Genomic DNA, 20478 nt, shown 5'->3' on the forward strand with positions numbered 1-20478 from the left:
AGGGAAGAAAAATATGAAATTGAAAAAGAAAAGTGTTGCAGCTGTATTAACATTATCGATGTCGATGGGTTCAGTATTATCGATGGTTCCTGTTTTTGCAGAGTCAGCGCAACAAAACTTAGCGTTAAACAAAACGTCTTATGTTTCAGCTGAATATGGAACATTGCCGAGAAAAAACCTAACAGATGGTGATGATGATACACGCTGGTCAACTGAAAGTGCACCAACTCAATGGGCCTATGTAGACTTAGGTCAAGAATTTGAAATGAATAAATTCCAAATGATTTGGGAAAATGAAGGTAATTATGCTTCAAATTATAATATTTATGTTTCAAATGACCCTAATAATTGGGGAGAACCAGTACTTTCAAGAACAGATAATAAAAATGTTATCAGTGAAGAATTATTAGGAAGTAAAGTCAGTGGAAGATATGTTAAATTAGAAGTAACAGCAGTTAAAGGTTATCCAAATGTATCTTGTCGAGAATTTAAAATCTTTAATACGGATGAAAAAGTACAAGATCCAAGTGAAAATATCGCTTTAAAGAAAACTGCAGTTGCAAGTTCTGAAGAAGCAGCGAGTGTTAAAGCAGCAAATGCAGTAGATGGTAATACATCATCACGTAGTTCTCGTTGGGGAAGTGATGTTGGAAATGGACCAGATTGGATCTATGTTGATTTAGGTGAAAGAATGAATGTCAATACGGTTAAGGTATTCTGGGAAACACGTAAAGCAACAGCTTATAAGATTCAAATTGCTGATACTGAATCTACGCCTCAAGAAAGTGATTGGCAAACAGTTAAAGAATTTAAAGATCGTCCAAAATCTTTAACAGAAAAAATTGTTTTAGATCAAATCTATAAAGCAAGATATGTGCGTTTATATGTTGATTCACATACTTCAGAAGATCCAGATGGTGGTATTGCTTGGAATACGATTTCTATTTATGAATTAGAAGTTTATGGTGGAAATCCTGATGAAAAAATGTCAATGAGTGATGTTTTAAATGAAATTCAAGTAGAAACACCAAAAACTGGAGATAAAAAGTTAAAAGTCACTTTACCAGAAGTTGAAGGTTATACTGTTGAATATAATGGTACTGATTTTGAACAAATCATTGATGAAGATTTAACAATTTATCAACCTATTAGTGATAAAGATGTTAAAGTATCATTCAAGATTACAGATAATGATACAAATGATTATAAATTCAAAGAAATTGCTGTTACAGTTCCAGGTAGTCAAAAAAATGATGAAACAGCGAATAAAGCACCAAATGTTTTACCAGAATTAGCTGAATGGAATGGTGGACATGGAAACTATACAGTTTCTAAAGGAGCAAGAATTGTTTATAAAGATAGCTCACTTCAAAAAACTGCAGAAGCACTTGCTAATGATTATGAAGATATTACTGGAAAAAGTATTGCTGTTGTAAAAGGCGAAAGCAAAACAGGAGATATTACTTTAGCTCTTACAAAAGATAAATCGTTAGGGTTACAAGATGAAGGATATTTAATGGATATTGATGATTCAATCAATATTAAAGCTGAAACAACAACAGGGGCTTATTGGGCAACCAGAACGATTTTACAAAGTATTAAACAATCAGGAAATGTTCCTTGTGGGACAACAAGAGATTATCCACTTTATAAAGTAAGAAGTTTTATTTTAGATGTTGGACGTAAAACATTTACAATGGATTATTTAAAACAAATTGTTAAACAAATGTCATGGTATAAAATGAACGATTTCCAAGTTCACTTAAATGATAACTTAATTCCAATTGAAAGTTTAGCTGATCCAATGACAGGTTATTCAGCATTTAGATTAGAATCAGATGTTAAAAAAGGTGGAAACAATGGTTTAAATCAACAAGATTTAACAAGTACAGATTTATTCTATACAAAAAAAGAATTTAAAGATTTTATTAAGGATTCAAGAGATTATGGGGTAGATATTGTACCAGAAATCGATACACCAGCCCATTCATTAGCACTTACAAAAGTAAGACCTGATTTAAGACATGGGACAAACGGACGTGAAAACGATCATTTGGCTTTAAGAGATAAATATGATGAATCATTAGAATTTGTACAAAGTATTTTTGATGAATATATGACAACAAGTGATCCTGTTTTCGATGAACAAACAACAGTTCATGTGGGTGCAGATGAATATAATGCAGACAAAGAAGCTTATCGTCGATTCTCAGATGATATGTTAAAATATGTACAAAATTCAGGAAGAACAGTACGTATTTGGGGAAGTTTAACTCAATGTTCAGGAAAAACTCCGGTTAGAAGTAAAGATGTTCAAATGAATTTATGGAACTTTGGTTATGCGAATATGGGTCAAATGTATGAACAAGGTTATGATTTAATTAACTGTAATGATGCACAATATTATATTGTTCCTAATGCTGGATATTACTATGATTATTTAAATAGCAACATTTTATATAATCAAGCAATCAACTCGATTAGTGGTGTCACAATTCCTGCTGGTGATGAACAAATGTTAGGGGGCGCTATTGCTGTATGGAACGATATGACAGACTATTTAGAAAATGGTATTAGTGAATATGATGTTTATGATCGTTTACAAAATGCAATTCCATTATTTGGTGCTAAATTATGGGGTAAAGGAGATAAAACATTAGATCAAGCTAATAGTTTAAGAACAACATTGGGGGATGCTCCAGGTACAAATTTTGGTTATGAAGCAGCTAAAGATGAAAATGGTATGATTGCTCATTATGATTTAGATAATCTTAATCAATTAAAAGGCCATGAAAATATCGAACTTGCATCATTAGATAGTCATGATGCATTGCGCTTATTAGGAGATACAAGTTATGCAACAACTTCATTAGATACAGTTGGTTTAAATAATGATTTACGTGTAAAAGTAAAACGTGAATCATCAAGTGAAGAAGAACAAATTTTATTTGAAAGTAGCTATGGTTCAATTAAAGCTGTTCAAAAAGGAACAGGTAAAGTTGGATTAAGTAGAGAAAATCATGACTATTCATTTAATTATGAATTACCTGTTAATCAATGGGTTGAATTAGAATTTAAAAATAGAAAAGAAGTTATTGATCTTTATGTAAATGGTCAACTTGTAGATACACTTGGAGATGATGAACAAGTAAATGGTAGACCATTAAAAGCAACAATGATGATTCCAATGGAAAGAATTGGAAGTAAAGAACATGCCTTTAAAGGATATGTAGATGATATTCGTTTAGGTTCAGAAAAATCATTTGCTTCAACAATGGAATTAGATTATTTAGTGACAAGTGCAAGTCATATTGCAGAAGAATCACAAAATAAACAATTACAAGAAAAACTAAAAGAAGCAAAAGTTGCTTTAAAAGAATATGATCCAAATGAACAAACAATTTCAACTCTTACAGATGAAATTAAAGAATTAGTAAATGGAATTGATTACAAAAAAGCAAATTATACAAGAGTAGATCACTATTTAAATTCAATTCCAAAAGATTTATCTATTTATACAGAAGATTCTGTTAAAAACTTGCAATTTGTTATTGATATGATTCAAAGAGAATTACCTAAATCAATGCAAGATACAGTCGATCAATATGAAGTAGAACTTACAAAAGCACTTACTAAACTACAATTAAAATCACAAGTTAATGTCAATTACATTGATAAAAGCAAACTTACAGCAACTGCTTCATCTTATCAACATGATGGATCAGATCCTAAAAATGTATTAGATGATAATCCATCAACAATGTGGCATACAGATTGGAATTTATCAACACCTCATTGGATTGCTTTTGAAAATAAAGAAGAAATGAGTGTCAATGGTTTAACATATGTTCCTCGTCAAACTGGTAAAAATGGAAATGTTACAAAATATCGTATTGAAATAAGTGATGATGGTGTTAATTGGAAAACAGTTAAAGAAGGTAATTTATCAAGTGATTCATCTACAAAAGTCATTGAATTTGATACAGTAAAAACAAAACATCTTCGTTTATACTACGTAGAAGCTGTTAATAATAACGGAAGTGCTGCAGAAATTAAATTACATCGTGCAGATGTACCAGCAGATGTTGATGGTTTAAAAGATGTTATCAATAAAGCTAAAGCTATGGAAGATATTGGATATTTATCTACTTCATGGAATCATTTACAGGATACAATTAAAGCTGCTGAAGGTTTAGTCAATGCAGAAAATCCTAACGCTAATGAAATTGAAATTATGAAACGTCAATTAACAGATGCAATGGTAAAACTTGTATTATCTGTTGATAATGAAAAATTAAAATCATTCGTTGATGATTTATCAAATCTTGAACAAAAAGATTATACAAAGGATTCATGGAAACAATTCCAAACTGTTCTTAAAGAAGCACAGGATGTTTTAAGTAATCTTGATGCTACAAAAGATGAAATCAATGATATGTATCAAAAATTATTAGATGCTTATAATGGACTTGTTATACTTAATGATAAATCTGGATTAACTGATTTGATTAGTAAAGCTGATCAACTTCAAGAAAAAGATTATACAAAAGATTCATGGAAACAACTGGTAGAAGCATTAACTCAAGCAAAAGAAGTATCTGCTAAAGAAGATGCTACAAAAGAAGAAATAAACGAAGCTATTTCTAATCTAGAAAAAACTATGAATGCTCTTAAAAAAGTAGATTCATCTACTAAAGATGATAATACTTCAAAAGGAAATACTTCATCTAAAGATAATCAAGTAATTACTTCTACTACTAAAAATGATAAAAAACGATCTTCAACTGCTAAAACAGGTGATGAAACAAATATTATTTTATTTGTATTAATGGCTTTCATGTCATGGTTAGGTATTAAAAAAGTAAAAAAAGAAGAATTATAAAAATAGATGCCACTATTAAGTAGTGGTATTTATTTTGTCTAGACAAATTTATTGTAAGCCCTTGCATAGACAAAGAGTGTATGTTAAAATACAGGATGTAAATACGGATTGTTACTTTAAGTAGGCAAGACCAAATAACTTACACTTTTTTAGTGTATCTTATTTGGTCTTTATTTTTTGATTTGTATTTGCAAATTAAGATTACATTATTCATTTAAGGGAGCAGTAATGTAAATAAGAAAGGAAGAAGAATATGAAAGAAAAGGTAAAGAGAATTGTTTCTCTAGCACTTGCATTTTTAATGTCAATTGGATGTATTCACTCTTATCCAATCGTCAGTGCTTTGGAAAATGATTATGAAGTCTATCCAAATCCTCATATGATGGATTATCAAGATGGTTCATTTGATATGACATCTACTGTCAATGTTGTTTATGAAGATGGTATTGATGAATATACAAAGGATAGAATGAATGAAGTATTAGCTATTAAAAATATAAAAGCAAGTACTTCTGAAGAAGTAAAAGAAGACCAAACAAACATTTTAGTAGGTATTAAAGATTCAAATCAATATGTTGATCAATATGTTGGTGAACATTATTCAGTAAAAACAACCCAATTATTTGATCAATTAGATTCATACTTATTAAAAGTTGATAATGGGACAATTACAGTATTAGGTAAAGATACAGATGCGGCTTTTTATGGTCTTACAAGTTTGTATCATATCTTTAAACAATTAGACGGAACAAATATCCGTAATTTTACAATGGAAGATTATGCTAATGTTGCTAGTCGTGGATTTATTGAAGGTTATTATGGAAATCCATGGTCTACAACGGATCGTATGAAATTAATGGAATGGGGAGGATACTACAAGTTGAATTCTTATTTCTATGCTCCTAAAGATGATCCTAAACATAACTCCAAATGGCGTGAACTTTATACAGATGAAGAAATTGAAACAAAAATCAAACCTCTTGCTGAAGCAGGAAATAAATCAAAATGTCGTTTTGTATTTGCATTACATCCATATATGTATAATGCCATCAGGTATAATAGTGAAGAAAACTATCAAGCAGACTTAAAAGTATTACAAGCTAAATTTGAACAAGTTATTAAAGCAGGTGTTCGTCAAATTGCTATTTTAGCAGATGATGCTGGAAATGTTGGTGGTGCTAACTATACAAAAACATTAACTGATATGACAGCATGGTTAAAAGAAATGCAAAAAACATATCCAGATTTAAAATTAACATTACCATTCTGTACACAAGAATATATGTATAATGGTGAAAGTTATTATCAAAATTTCCCAGCAAATATTCAAATCGTTATGACTGGTGGTAGAGTATGGGGAGAAGTTACAAATAACTTCACAACAACTTTTACAAATAATGCAGGGCGTGGCCCTTATATGTGGATCAACTGGCCATGTACAGATAACTCTAAAAAACACTTAATTATGGGTGGATATACAACATTTTTACACCCTGGTGTAGATCCAAATAAGATTCAAGGAATCGTTTTAAATCCAATGCAACAATCTGAGCCAAGTAAAGTTGCAATTTTTGGGAATGCATGTTACTCATGGAATATTTGGCAAAGTGAAGAAGAAGCTCAAAAATGCTGGAATGCTTCCTTTAAATATGTCGATCATAATAGCGCTATTGAAACTCAAGCATCAGCTGCTTTAAGAGAACTTTCAAAACATATGATCAATCAAAATATGGATGGTCGTGTAACAGCATTACAAGAATCAGTAGATTTAAAAGATCGTTTAACAAGCTTCAAAGAAGCTCTTACAAATGGAACAACAATCAGTGATGAGCAATTTGAAGATTTGATCAATGAATTTACAATCTTAAAAAATGCTAGTGCTACATATAGAGCACAAGCAGGTGATATAAGAATAAAAGATCAAATTGTATATTGGTTAAACTGTTGGGATGATACAGCAGATGCAGCAATAAATTATCTTAAAGCTGTTAAAGCTGTACAAGATGAAGAAGCTAATGATAAGATTTGGGATCTATATTCTACTGGACAAGCTGCTTTCGAAAAATCAAAAACATATGGATTCAATTATGTTGATCATTTAGAATATGCAGAAGTAGGAGTACAACATATCGTACCATTTATTAAAGCAATGGATTCTTATTTAGGAGATATTGCTTCAACTATTGTTGATCCAAATAAACAAGTCACTAAATTTATTACAAATCGTAATGATAGTCCAACAGGTAATATTGATAATGTATTCGATAATAAAGCCAATACTGAAATTGTTTATAAAACACCAAATACAATTAGTAAAGGAACTTATGTAGGCGTTAGTTATTCAAAAGCAATTGATATTGATAGAGTGACTTTTAGATTAGGAACAAATTCAAATTCAAAAGATACTTTTTCTAAAGCTAAAGTGCAATATACAACAGATGGTAAAAAATGGGTTGATTTAGATAATCAAGAATATACTTTACCAAATGATGTAGCTTTAACTGACTTAAATTTAAAAGGGGTTAAAGGTATTCGCATGATTGCTACTGAAGATAAAGCGAATACTTGGTTAGGTATTAGAGATATTGCTGTTAATGCAGATGAAGTAGTAACTGAAGAAGATCCAGGTACATTATCTGTCGATAAATTGACACTTAAAGGTGGTTCTTTAAATAATTTATTAGATGACAGTAATGCTACTTATGCTCATTTTGCTGAAAGTCCTTATAAAGGTGGAGAAATTAAAGATTATTTACCAGTTGATGCAAGTATTACATTAACTTTCAAAAAAGCAAAAACATTAGGTACAATTTATTTTGGACAAGATGCAGGAACAGATAAATCAACAAAATATGTCATTGAATATACAACGGATGGTCAAACATGGAAAGTATTAAAAGAATATAATGGTGATGCTTCTGTTGAATTAGATGTATCAAGTCAAAATATTAAAGCAAAAGCAGTTCGTATTAGAAACTTAGAATTAAATTTAAAAAGTAATACAGCAGGATATTGGTGGAAAGTCAATACATTTAAAATGGCTGATCCAGGACAAATCAATGCAACATTTATGTATACAGATACATGGGGAATTTATCAAGGAACAGTAGCTAATTTAACAGATGGTGATAGTTCAACAGCATTAGATTTTAGAACCTCAGGTGATAGAACAAGAAAAGGTGATTATATTGGTTGGGATTTAGGTAAAGAAACAGCTATTGGTAAAATTCATGCAGTTATCGGTGGAGACCGCAGTGCAGGAGATAAATGGGAAAAATATAGTTTACAATACTCTAATGACAACCAAAACTGGACTACTTATAAAACATATCAAGGTATAGCTAATGGAAAAGATACAATTGATGAAAATTTCTATGGTTTAAAAGCACGTTATGTTCGTTTAGTGAATGAAGAAGAGAGAGCTGTATGGGTTATTTTCTCTGAATTTACAGTAAATGCATATAATCCAGATGAGGATTTCAATAATGCTAATGTTTATACAAATACAGATTATAGATTAGCTTCACAAAGTGAAGAAGCACTTACAGAATTGATCTATAATCAAGAAATTACTTTAGAAAAAGGTCAATACGTTGGTGTTGATTTATCAAGAATCAAAGATTTAAGTACATTCAATATTGATTATGAAAATGGTCAAGGAGCAACTTTACAAGTTTCAAAAAATGGTGTTGAATGGACAACTGTAACAGGTCAAGAAAAAGAACTTCCAGATGGAAGATATGTAAGATTGATTAATAAAACAGACAAAGCTATTAAATTAACAATTAATCATTTTGAAGTACATTCAAATGAAATTACAGCACCATATTTATATAAAGCAACTATGAATATTAATCCTTCATGGGGTGTTGGTGAAGATACTAGAAATAATGGTGCTGCTTTTGATGGTAATATCGATTCAACAACAGAATTTGGTGATTTTCCACAAAGAGGACAATATATTATTTATGATTTAGGACAAGAAAGAACAATTTCTAAAATTCAAATGTATTGCCAAGATAGTGCAGTTAACTATATTAGAGATGCTGATATTTTAGTATCAGATGATTTAGAAAACTGGACAAAAGTTATTACTATTGGAGATGGTGTTGAAAATACAAATGATGCTGGGGTTAAATGTATTGATTCAGATGCAGGTTATAAAGCATCAAGCACATATCCAAATAAAGTCTATGTAGAAGGAACTGCTAATAATGTTAAAGCACGTTACTTAAAGATCTTAATGACAGCAACAAATAATAATAGAGCTGTTGTTTTCAATGAAATTGTTATCAATGATGGAGAATATGTACCAGTTTCAAATGATCCAACATATACTTCTTCAACTGTAGAAGCAAATGGATTTATTCCTCAATATATGTTTGATGGAGATTTATCTACAGCTTATAGACCAGGTTCTAAAGAAGCTGGAAGCATTACTTATACATTATCAAGTGATTTAGATGTTAAGAAAATGCATATTATTCAAAAAGGTGAAATTTCAAATGCAAGAGTATCTGTTCTTGTAGATGGTGAAAATGGAAAGAAATGGGTTCAAGTTGGAACTCTTAAAAAATCATTAAATGAATTCTATATGCCTGAAGGAAACGTTTATGAATTAAAGATTGAATGGGATGAAAATCAAATTCCAACAATTTCAGAAGTTATTATGTTAAATGATGATGAATATGCTTCAACAGCAGCTAATGATTTACAAAGTTATATTGATTTTTTAGATGTTAAACAAAATAAATATACAGCAGATTCTTATAAAAAATTTGAAAAGGCATTAAAACAAGCTCAAAAAGTTTTAGATAAACAAGCTGGTGAATTAGATGCTATTACAAATGCAAAAGCTGAATTAGAAGTTGCTTATGCAAATCTTGTTAAACGTGGAGATATTCAAAGTGTTAAAGATGAACTTAATACAATTAACAAGTTAAAAGAAAAAGATTATACAAGTGAAACATGGGCTATTTTACAAGATCAAGTGAAACTTGCTCAAGAATTCATTAAAAAGGATGAAGCAACAATTACTGAAAAAGAAGTTATTGATATGGTAGATGCTTTACAAAAAGCAAAAGCTCAATTAGTAACAAAAGTATCAGTAAGTAAAAAAGAGTTAAAAGATTATATTGCATCAAATGAATTAGATAAGTTAGATACAAATAAATATTTAACATTTACTGCTGATTCATTTAAAAAAGCATTAAAGAATGCACAAACATTAATCGAACAAGAAGATGCAACAAAAGAACAATTAGATGAAGCTTTAAAACAATTAAAAGATGCAAGAACACAATTAGTTTTAAAAGCAACAGATGATGAAGTAAATGCATTAAAAGCATTAATGGATCAATATCAAGAAAAAGATTATACAGCATCATCATGGAAAGAATTTGAAAAAGTTTACAATGATGTAAAAGCTGCTTTAGAAAATGAAAACACAAGTGATGGCGTTCAAGCATTAACTAATACTTTAAAAGAAGCTGCTCAAAAACTTGTTAAACGTGGTAATTTAGATGGTATCCATGGTTTATTAGATCAAATTAAACAATTAGATAGTAAAAAATATACAGAAGCATCTTATTCTAAATTAATAGATGTTGTTACTGAAATTTCTAAGAAATTAGAAAATTCATCAGAAATGACACAAGAAGAAGTCGATGCCCTTGTAGGTGAATTACAAAACGCTATTAATGCATTAGAAAAAGCACCAACAATCACTACAGATACAAATGAACCTGCTCATAAACCTCAAGTTGTAACAAATAACAAAGTGAAAACAGGTGATTCAACATCTGCATGGACATTTGCAACATTTGCATTAATGGCAGCAATCGTTTATGTATCTTTAAGAAAAAGAACAAAAGAAGACTAAAATAAAAGGTTTCTATTTTCAAGATTAAGAAAATAGAACCTTTTCATTTTAAAACTAAAAAAGATAGCGTTTTCATAAGCGAAAACGCTTTTTTTATGGTATATTTAAAGAAGAGGTGAAAATCATGAAATTAAAAGCACTTGATCAAAGACAAGCTGGTATTTTGTTACCATTATTTAGTTTACCAGGAAAACATGGAATAGGGGATTTAGGAAAAGAAGCTTATGAATTTGTTGACTTATCTGCTCAAGCAGGTTTTTCTATTTGGCAAATTTTACCATTAAATCCATCAAGCTCCGGGAATTCACCCTATACTCCTTATTCATCTTTTGCTGGTGATGAAATATATATTTCTTTAGAACTTTTAAAAGATTGGCATTTGTTAGATGAAGTTCCTAACTATTTACAAGATTTAAAAAGAGTTGATTATAAACGCGTACGTTTATTTAAAAATCGTTATTTAAGAAAAGCTTATCAAGTTTTTTTAAAAGATAAAGAATTAAAGAAAGAATATCGTACTTTTGTTAAAGGAACATTTTGGTTAAAAAAATATGCGCGTTTTATGGCTTTAAATAAAGCAAACGAAGGTTTACCTTGGGTAGATTGGAATGATGAAGATCAAAATATTAAAGGAAGTAATGAAGGATTAGAAGCAGAAATTGATTATATTCAATTTCTTCAATATATTTTTGTAAAACAATTTAATTTATTAAAAATACATGCACATCAAAAAGGAATATCTATCATGGGAGATTTACCTTTATATGTAGGTGATGATTCTGCGGATGTTTATGAGTATCGTAAATGTTTTCAATTAGATGATAAATTTTATCCTAAATTCGTATCTGGAGCATCACCTGATTATTTTTCAAAAGATGGCCAACTCTGGGGACATCCTTTATATGATTGGGATTATTTAAAGAAAACAAGATATAATTTTTGGATCAAAAGATTAAAATGGAATAATGAAATTTTTGATATTTTAAGAGTTGATCATTTTAGGGCTTTTGATACATATTGGTCAGTTCCTTATGGAAGTGCTACAGCAAGAGAAGGAAAATGGATAGAAGGACCAAGTTATCATTTTTTAGATTCAGTTTATAAACAATTGCCTAAACTTAATATGATTGTTGAAGACTTAGGAGAATTACGTCCACAAGTACATGAACTGAGAGATCATTATGATTTATTAGGAATGAAAGTTATGCAATTCTCTTTTGGAGAAGATGAAAGAAAAGTTAAATATAAAATTCCTCAACATTGTGTTGTTTATACAGGAACACATGATAATGCTACTCTTAAACAATGGTATGAAGAATTAGATGATAAAGAAAGAATGAAAGAAATTATGAAGGGGCTAGGATATATAGGAGAAAATCTTGTGGAAGATATGCTTGCATATACACTTGAATGTGATGCAGTGGTTTCTATTGTTCCTTTACAAGATCTACTTGGCTATGGCAAAGAAGCTCGTATTAATTTACCAGGGACAGTAGGTCCACATAACTGGTCTTATAAACTTACTTCATTTGATGATTATCAAAATCAAATACAAATAATTCAAAAAATGTTAAAGAAAGCTAAAAGATAAATACCATACTTATTATTTATATATCCTAAAAAACCGTGATAAAAGCGGTTTTTTTTTAATTTTAGGAGATGTAATCGCTTTTATTTATTAAATTATGACAATAAAATTGATTTTTAAAAAGAAAAAAATATAATAAGTTTCGTAGACAAGTCATGAACAGGTTTTTCTTCCTTAAATATTTTTTTGACAACAACATTCTAAATTTGTACATAGACTTGAAGTTAAGACCGAATGGTCTTTTTTTATTTCTATATGAAATAATTGTAGAAATAAATACCATACTTATTATTTATATATCCTAAAAAATAGCGATAAAAACTACTTTTTTTAAATTTTAGGAGATGTAATCGCTTTTATTTTTTAAATTATGATAATAAAATTGATTTTTAAAAAGAAAAAAATATAATAAGTTTCGTAGACAAGTCATGAACAGGTTTTTCTTCCTTAAATATTTTTTTGACAACAACATTCTAAATTTGTACATGGACTTGAGGTAAAGACCAAAAGGTCTTTTTTTATTTTATAAAATAAAATTTGATTGAATAAAGAAAAGGATGATGTTTTACCAATAATTTAAAATATATATTTTTCTTATTTCATTATATAATAAGAAAAAGAGGAGAAAATTATGAGGACAATACAAATAGAAAAAGTATTAAAAGAGGCAGATTATGTTTTAAAAGACAATCTCCAATTATTAAAAATGTTTAAACAATTGAAACAACTTTAAAAAAGATGAATGATGATGAAACTTTTATCATTACAGGAGACATTCCCGCCATGTGGTTAAGAGATTCTTCAGCTCAAGTGAATCACTATTTACCTTTTGTAGCTCAAGATTAAGAATTATCAGATCTAATTGCTGGACTTATTAATAAATAAGTTCAATGTTATGGAATTTATTTACATCCTCAGTTTGGAAAAATATACGCTCATGAAACGGATGGCTTTGGTAATTATTGTTTGATGGATGATGCTAACGTACCATCTTTACTTTCTATGCCTTATTTAGGCTATTGTAAAAAGGAGGATACACTTTATCAACATACACGATCATTTATTTTAAGTCATCATAATCCTTATTATTATCAAGGAACCTGTGCAAGTGGTATCGGTAGTCCACATACTCCTAAAAATTATATTTGGCATATTGCTTTATCAATACAAGGATTAACAGGGACTAAAGAAGAAGCTAAAAAAATGATTAATTTGATTTTAGAAACAAGTAATAATGAAGGATTATGTCAAGAGGGATTTAATAAGGATGAACCAAGTGAATATACAAGATCTTGGTTTGCATGGGCTAATTCATTGTTTGTAGAATTGGTATATCAAACATATTTTGTAAAATAAAAGGATATGCCTAAGTGTACAAAAAATAAAACATTATTTAATAATGTTGACTTTATTTTTAAAACCGATTTATAATACATACAATAAGTGAAACCGATGAAGTGGAGATAAAAATAGAACGTGCACTTATAGAGAGTTTGGATGGTGGAAGCAAACAGAACGCAGTCTATTAAATGGACCACTGAGGGCAAAAGGAAAGGCATTAGCTGAGTATTTTTTGACGTAAGGCTTACGTAAGTAGTCATAGATGTGATAGCATCTAGTAAAGTGCATGAGTGTATCATGAATCAAGGTGGCACCGCGGACATAACCGTCCTTGAAAGTTTAACTTTCAAGACGGTTTTTTTAATTATTAGGGGGAATTATATGTATTATCCAAGTTTAGAAATGTTAGAAGAAATGGATCTTAGTCAGTATGATTTAGTTCCAATAAAAAAAGAAATCTATAGTGACATGATTACACCTATAGAATTAATGAGAAAATTAAAACAATATTCTAAACATGTTTATATGTTAGAAAGTCATGAAGATAAAAATAAATGGGGAAGATATACTTTTATAGGATTTGATCCTAAAAGCGAAATTACTTGTTATAACAAGATGATGAAAGTGGATGATAAGATTTTTAAAGTGACACATCCCAAAGAATATATTAGAAAAGTTTTAAATGAACATCGTAGTTTAAAATTAGAGGGTTTTCCTACTTTTACAGGAGGCTTAGTTGGTTATTTTAGTTTTGATTATTTCAAATATAGCGAACCTTCAATTATTAAAAATCAAAAAGATAATGGTTTTAATGATGTTGATTTAATGTTATTTGATAAAGTTATTTGTTTTGATCATTTTAAGCAAAAGTTGATTTTAATTGTTAATATTGGAACAAATGATTTACAAAAGAATTATAAAAAAGGAATCAAAGAATTAGATGAATTAGATTATATTATTAGAAAACATGTTAAAACACTTGTTCAACCATTAAAATTATTAGAAGATTTTAAACCAGTTCTCTCTAAAGAAGAATATTGTCAAATGGTTGAAAAAGGTATTGATTATATTAAAGAAGGTGATATCTTCCAAGTTGTTTTATCAAATAGACTTTATGCAAAAGCAACAGGTTCATTATTTGATAGCTATCGTGTTTTAAGAACAACGAATCCATCACCTTATATGTTCTATTTTGCAAGTGATAATATTGAAGTAGCTGGAGCTTCTCCAGAAACTTTAATTAAATTGGAGGAAACAAAGTTAACAACTTTTCCAATTGCTGGAACGAGAAAAAGAGGAAAAGATGATCAAGAAGATCAACAATTAATAGATGATTTATTAAAAGATGAAAAAGAAGTAGCTGAACATAATATGCTCGTTGATTTAGGAAGAAATGATTTAGGAAGAATTTCTAAATTCAATAGTGTACATGTGGTATCTTATATGGATATCTTAAAGTTTTCAAAAGTTATCCATATAGCAAGTGTTGTTAGCAGTGAAATTAAAGAAGAATATGATGCTTTAGATGCAGTTGATACTTTACTTCCTGCAGGTACTTTATCAGGAGCACCAAAGATCAGGGCATGTCAAATCATTAATCAATTAGAACAAAATAAAAGAGGTATTTATGGAGGAGCGATTGGTTATTTAGATTTTACAGGAAATATGGATTTATGTATTGGTATTCGTTTAGCTTATAAAAGAAATAATGAAATTTCTATTTGTAGTGGTGCAGGAATTGTTTATGACAGTGTTCCTGAAAATGAATATCAAGAATGTTTAAATAAAGCAGGTGCGGTTGTTGAAGCAATCAAGATGGCAGATGGAGGTATTGATTATGATTCTACTCATTGATAATTATGATAGTTTTGCTTATAACCTTTATCAATTGATAGGTTCAATCGATGAAGATATCAAGGTTATAAGAAATGATGAAATGACAGTTGAAGAAATAGAAGAACTTCAGCCATCATGTATTATTATTTCACCAGGTCCAGGGAAACCGAGTGAAGCGGGTATTATTGAAGAAGTTGTTCAAAAATGTTATACGAAATATCCTATTTTGGGAGTTTGTTTAGGGCATCAAGCAATTGTTGAAGCTTTTGGAGGAACAGTAAGTTATGCTCAAAGCGTCATGCATGGAAAGTCTTCAATAATTAAAGTAGATACTACAAATCCAATTTTTAAGGGAATCGGGGAAAAGACAGCAGTGGCTAGATATCATAGCTTAGCTGCTAAAAAAGAAAATTTACCAGAATGTTTGAAGATTATAGGGGAAAGCGATGATGGTGAAATCATGGCAATCAGTCATAAAAACTATCCTGTTTATGGGTTACAGTTTCATCCGGAGTCGATTTTAACAAAAGAAGGTAAAAAAATAGTTGAAAATTTTTTAAAGGAGATACAAAATGATTAGGGAAGCAATTATTAAATTATCAAAAAAAGAAGATTTAACATATCAAGAAGCTTATGAATGTATGAATGAGATCATGGATGATCAAGCTTCTGATATTCAAAAGGCTGCTTATTTAACAGCACTTTCATTAAAAGGTGAAACAATTGATGAAATAACTGCAAGTGCTAAAGGCATGAGAGAACATTGTGTGAAGTTATTGAATGATCAAGATGTTCTTGAAATTGTAGGAACTGGAGGAGATGGATCAAATTCTTTCAATATTTCTACAACTTCATCTATTGTGATTGCTAGTGGTGGTGTTAAAGTTGCTAAGCATGGAAATCGTGCGGCAAGTTCAAAAAGTGGCGCAGCAGATTGTTTAGAAGCTCTTGGAGTGGATATTACAATCAATGAAAAAAGAAGTAAGGAATTATTAAACGATATTAATATTTGTTTCTTATTTGCTCAAAACTATCATTTAGCGATGAAATATGTTGCACCAGTAAGAAAAGAACTAGGTATTCGTACAGTCTTTAATATTTTAGGACCACTTACGAATCCAGCAGGAGCGACTTATCAAGTAATGGGAGTTTATGATGGATCATTAGTTGAACCACTTGCTCAAGTTTTAAGTAATTTAGGGGTTAAAAGAGCTATGGTGGTTTATGGAAGAGATGGTTTAGATGAAATCTCAGCATCTAATGAAACTTTTGTTTGTGAAATTAATGAGAATCAATTTAAAACATATACAATTTCACCTGAACAATTTGGTTTACAAAGATGTTTAAAAGATGAACTTGTTGGAGGAACTCCAAAAGAAAACGCTCAAATTACACGAGATGTTTTAAATGGTAAACAAGGTGGACCTAGAACAGCTGTCTTAATGAATGCGGGGGCAGGTTTATATATTGGTGGTAAAGTTGATTCTTTACAAGCAGGAATTGATTTAGCAGCAAAGTTGATTGATAGTGGAAAGGCAAATGAAAAACTAGAAGAGTTTATAAAAGAATCAAACAAATAGGAGCGTATATTATGATTTTAGAAGATATTGTTGAAAGTACAAAAGAACGTGTTGAAACAAATAAAAAACGTCATTCAATTTATGAATTAAAAGAAAAAGCCTTTGCAATGCCTATTGACCAAAGTTTTCCTTTTAAAAAAGCTTTAGAAAAAGATGGAATGTCTTATATTTTAGAAGTTAAAAGACATTCACCATCAAAAGGACAAATTGTTTCCACTTTTGATTTTAAAGCAATTGCGAAAGAATATGAAATGATTGGAGCAAATGCTATTTCAGTAGTAACTGAACCTGATTATTTTAAAGGGGATGATGATTTTTTAAGAGAAATCAAACGTATTGTGAAAATTCCTGTTTTAAGAAAAGATTTTGTTGTAGATGAATATATGGTTTATGAAGCTAAAATCTTAGGAGCAGATGCGATTTTATTAATTGCAGGTGTTTTAGATGAAATTACATTAATGCGTTGTGTTAATTTAGCGCATAATTTAGGTATGTCAGCAATTGTTGAAACACACAGTTCAATGCAAGTAAAAAAAGCGTTGCGTGTAGGCGCTAAAATTATTGGTGTAAATAACAGAGATTTAAGAGATTTCAGTGTTGATTTAAATACAACATTAAAATTAAGAGATATGGTCGATGATGATGTTATCTTTGTCTCTGAAAGTGGTATTAAAACAAGAAAAGATATTGAATTATTAGAAAAACATCATGTAAATGCTGTCTTAATTGGTGAAGCTATGATGAAAAGCCATGATAAAAGACATACATTAGAAGTTTTAAAAGGTATTGATGAAGAAGATTAAAATTTGTGGTTTAAAAAGAAGCGAAGATGTTGATTATGTAAATACATATCAACCTGATTATGTTGGCTTTGTTTTTGCGGGAAAAAAAAGAAAGATTACTTATGATCAGGCAAAAGAATTAAAAAAAGGTCTTTTATCTTCGATTCAAGTTGTAGGTGTTTTTGTAAATGAGGATATTTCTTTTGTTGAAAAATTAGTTAAAAATGATGTTATTGATCTTGTACAATTGCATGGTCAAGAAACAAATGAATATATAAAGATTTTAAAACAAAAAATAGATGTTCCAATTATTAAAGCAATTCAAATTAAAAATGATGATTCTTTCAATGTAGACTATGACGTTGATTATTATCTTTTCGATTATGGTTCTGGAGGAACTGGGGAAAGTTTTGATTGGTCTATGTTGAAAGAAGTCAATAAGTCTGTATTTTTGGCAGGGGGAATCAATCTTTCTAATATTGATGAAGCTTTAAAACTGAATGTTTATGGATTAGATGTTTCAAGTGGTGTTGAAACAGATGGTTTTAAAGATAGGGAAAAAATTAAGGAAATCGTAAGGAGAGTTAGAAATGAAAGGTAGATATGGAATACATGGGGGACAGTACATACCTGAAACTTTAATGAGTGAAATTCATAAAATTGAAGAGGCTTATGAATTTTATAAAAATGATCAAGCATTTAATGATGAACTTAATACATTATTAAAAGAATATGCTGGTAGACCATCTTTATTATATTATGCGAAAAAGATGACAGAAGATTTAGGTGGCGCTAAAATCTATTTAAAAAGAGAAGATTTAAACCATACAGGTTCTCATAAAATCAACAATGTATTAGGACAAGCTTTAATGGCTAAAAAAATGGGAAAAACAAGAATTATTGCTGAAACTGGTGCTGGACAACATGGTGTAGCTACAGCCACAGCAGCAGCCTTGCTTGGACTTGAATGTGAAATTTTTATGGGAAAAGAAGATACAGATCGTCAAGCTTTAAATGTTTATCGTATGGAACTTTTAGGAGCTAAAGTACATCCTGTAACTACAGGGACAATGACTTTAAAAGATGCGGTCAATGAAGCAATGAGAGAATGGACAAAACGTGTGGATGATACGATGTATGTTTTAGGTTCTGTGATGGGACCTCATCCATTTCCAATGATGGTGAGAGATTTCCAAAGTGTGATTTCTAAAGAAGCAAGAGAACAAATTCTTGAATATGAAGGTAAACTTCCTACAGCTGTGATGGCTTGTGTTGGTGGTGGAAGTAATGCGATGGGAATGTTCTATAATTTTATCAATGATAAAGATGTAAAACTTATTGGTTGCGAAGCCGCTGGTAAAGGTGTCGATACAGCTTTAACAGCAGCAACAATTGCGACAGGATCATTAGGTGTCTTCCATGGAATGAAATCTTACTTCTGTCAAGATAAATACGGTCAAATTGCACCTGTTTATTCTATTTCAGCCGGTTTAGATTACCCAGGTATTGGACCTGAACATGCTTATTTACATGATACAAAACGTGCGCAATATGTACCAGTTACAGATGATGAAGCAGTGGATGCTTTTGAATACATTGCAAAAACTGAAGGAATTATTTGTGCCATTGAAAGTGCACATGCGATTGCACATGCAATCAAAATAGCACCAACTATGAAAAAAGATGATATTTTAATTGTCTGTCTTTCAGGTAGAGGAGATAAGGATGTTGCAGCGATTGCAAGATATAGGGGGAAAGAAATCTATGAATAGAATATATAAAGCTTTTGAAAATAAAAAAGCCTTCATTGGGTTTTTAACAGCAGGAGATCCTGTAATAGATAAAACAGTAGACTATATTTTAGATATGGAACAAGCAGGGGCTAGTTTGATTGAAATTGGTATTCCCTTTTCTGATCCAATTGCTGAAGGACCAACCATTCAAGAAGCAAATGTACGTGCTTTAAAAAACAAAGTTACAACAGATGATGTTTTTGAAATGGTTAAAAAAGTAAGAGAAAAAAGTGATATTCCTTTATGTTTTATGACTTATTTAAATGTTGTTTTCCATTACGGTTATGATGAATTCTTTAAAAAATGTCAAGAAGTTGGCATTGATGGTATTATTCTTCCAGATTTACCTTATGAAGAAAGCCAAGAAGTCAAAGATGTTTGTTATAATTATGATATTACTTTAATTTCAATGATTGCCCCAACAAGTAAAGATCGTGTTGAAATGATTGCAAAAGAAGCAAAAGGATTTATCTATCTTGTATCGTCAATGGGTGTTACAGGGACAAGAGATAATACTTCATTTTCTAATAATCTTGAAGAAATTATTGAACATATTCGTCAAGTAACAAATACACCAGTAGCTATTGGTTTTGGTATTAATAAACCAGAACAAGTAAAAGAGTTTAAACAATATGCTGATGGTGTCATTGTTGGTAGTGCAATTGTTAATATTATTAAAGAACATGGAAGTCAAGCAGATGAACCTTTAAAAGAATATATTCAATCACTTACAAATGAATTATAAAAGTGCAAGCTAAGTCTTGCCTTTTTATTTTGTTAGTTATATCGAATATC

12 protein-coding genes are annotated in these 20478 nt (G+C 30.0%); all 12 read left to right on the plus strand.

Features of this window, described 5'->3' with window-relative positions; all coding sequences use genetic code 11:
- Positions 1 to 13 precede the first annotated feature (13 nt).
- The 12 genes from OCV55_RS00120 to trpA all read left to right on the plus strand — a co-directional run bounded on the left by OCV55_RS00120 (position 14) and on the right by trpA (position 20428).
- Positions 14 to 4882 (plus strand): discoidin domain-containing protein, encoded by a 4869-nt coding sequence (locus tag OCV55_RS00120; RefSeq protein WP_147579449.1) that lies wholly within the window; start codon positions 14 to 16, stop codon positions 4880 to 4882.
- Positions 4883 to 5135: 253 nt separating this feature from the next.
- Positions 5136 to 10763 (plus strand): beta-N-acetylglucosaminidase domain-containing protein, encoded by a 5628-nt coding sequence (locus OCV55_RS00125; protein WP_147579450.1) that lies wholly within the window; start codon positions 5136 to 5138, stop codon positions 10761 to 10763.
- Between the two features lie 124 nt (positions 10764 to 10887).
- Positions 10888 to 12354, plus strand: a complete 1467-nt coding sequence (gene malQ, locus OCV55_RS00130; protein ID WP_147579451.1) for a 4-alpha-glucanotransferase — start codon at positions 10888 to 10890, stop codon at positions 12352 to 12354.
- A gap of 735 nt (positions 12355 to 13089) precedes the next feature.
- Positions 13090 to 13197 (plus strand): glycoside hydrolase family 125 protein, encoded by a 108-nt coding sequence (locus OCV55_RS00135; protein ID WP_147579452.1) that lies wholly within the window; start codon positions 13090 to 13092, stop codon positions 13195 to 13197.
- 54 nt (positions 13198 to 13251) lie between these two features.
- Positions 13252 to 13707, plus strand: a complete 456-nt coding sequence (locus OCV55_RS00140) for a glycoside hydrolase family 125 protein (RefSeq protein ID WP_147579453.1) — start codon at positions 13252 to 13254, stop codon at positions 13705 to 13707.
- A gap of 366 nt (positions 13708 to 14073) precedes the next feature.
- Positions 14074 to 15546 carry an anthranilate synthase component I family protein gene (locus OCV55_RS00145; RefSeq protein WP_147579454.1) on the plus strand — a complete coding sequence of 491 codons (1473 nt, stop codon included), beginning with the start codon at positions 14074 to 14076 and terminating at the stop codon, positions 15544 to 15546.
- Complete coding sequence (locus tag OCV55_RS00150; RefSeq protein ID WP_032090621.1) at positions 15530 to 16108, plus strand: anthranilate synthase component II; 579 nt, start codon at positions 15530 to 15532, stop codon at positions 16106 to 16108. Before OCV55_RS00145 ends, OCV55_RS00150 begins: the two co-directional genes overlap by 17 nt.
- Positions 16101 to 17108 carry an anthranilate phosphoribosyltransferase gene (gene trpD / locus OCV55_RS00155; RefSeq protein ID WP_147579455.1) on the plus strand — a complete coding sequence of 336 codons (1008 nt, stop codon included), beginning with the start codon at positions 16101 to 16103 and terminating at the stop codon, positions 17106 to 17108. Before OCV55_RS00150 ends, trpD begins: the two co-directional genes overlap by 8 nt.
- Before the next feature lie 11 nt (positions 17109 to 17119).
- The gene (trpC, locus tag OCV55_RS00160) at positions 17120 to 17911 is read left to right on the plus strand and encodes an indole-3-glycerol phosphate synthase TrpC (RefSeq protein ID WP_147579456.1); all 792 of its coding nucleotides are present in this window, start codon (positions 17120 to 17122) and stop codon (positions 17909 to 17911) included.
- Complete coding sequence (locus tag OCV55_RS00165; protein WP_147579457.1) at positions 17898 to 18491, plus strand: phosphoribosylanthranilate isomerase; 594 nt, start codon at positions 17898 to 17900, stop codon at positions 18489 to 18491. Before trpC ends, OCV55_RS00165 begins: the two co-directional genes overlap by 14 nt.
- Positions 18481 to 19662, plus strand: a complete 1182-nt coding sequence (gene trpB, locus OCV55_RS00170; protein ID WP_032090617.1) for a tryptophan synthase subunit beta — start codon at positions 18481 to 18483, stop codon at positions 19660 to 19662. Before OCV55_RS00165 ends, trpB begins: the two co-directional genes overlap by 11 nt.
- Positions 19655 to 20428, plus strand: a complete 774-nt coding sequence (gene trpA, locus OCV55_RS00175; protein ID WP_147579458.1) for a tryptophan synthase subunit alpha — start codon at positions 19655 to 19657, stop codon at positions 20426 to 20428. The genes trpB and trpA overlap by 8 nt, the downstream gene beginning before the upstream one ends.
- The last annotated feature ends 50 nt before the right edge of the window (positions 20429 to 20478 follow it).

Origin of the sequence: [Clostridium] ammoniilyticum (assembly GCF_025566905.1) — a bacterium.
In the GTDB taxonomy this organism is placed as follows: Bacteria; Bacillota_I; Bacilli_A; order Erysipelotrichales; family Coprobacillaceae; genus Faecalibacillus; species Faecalibacillus intestinalis.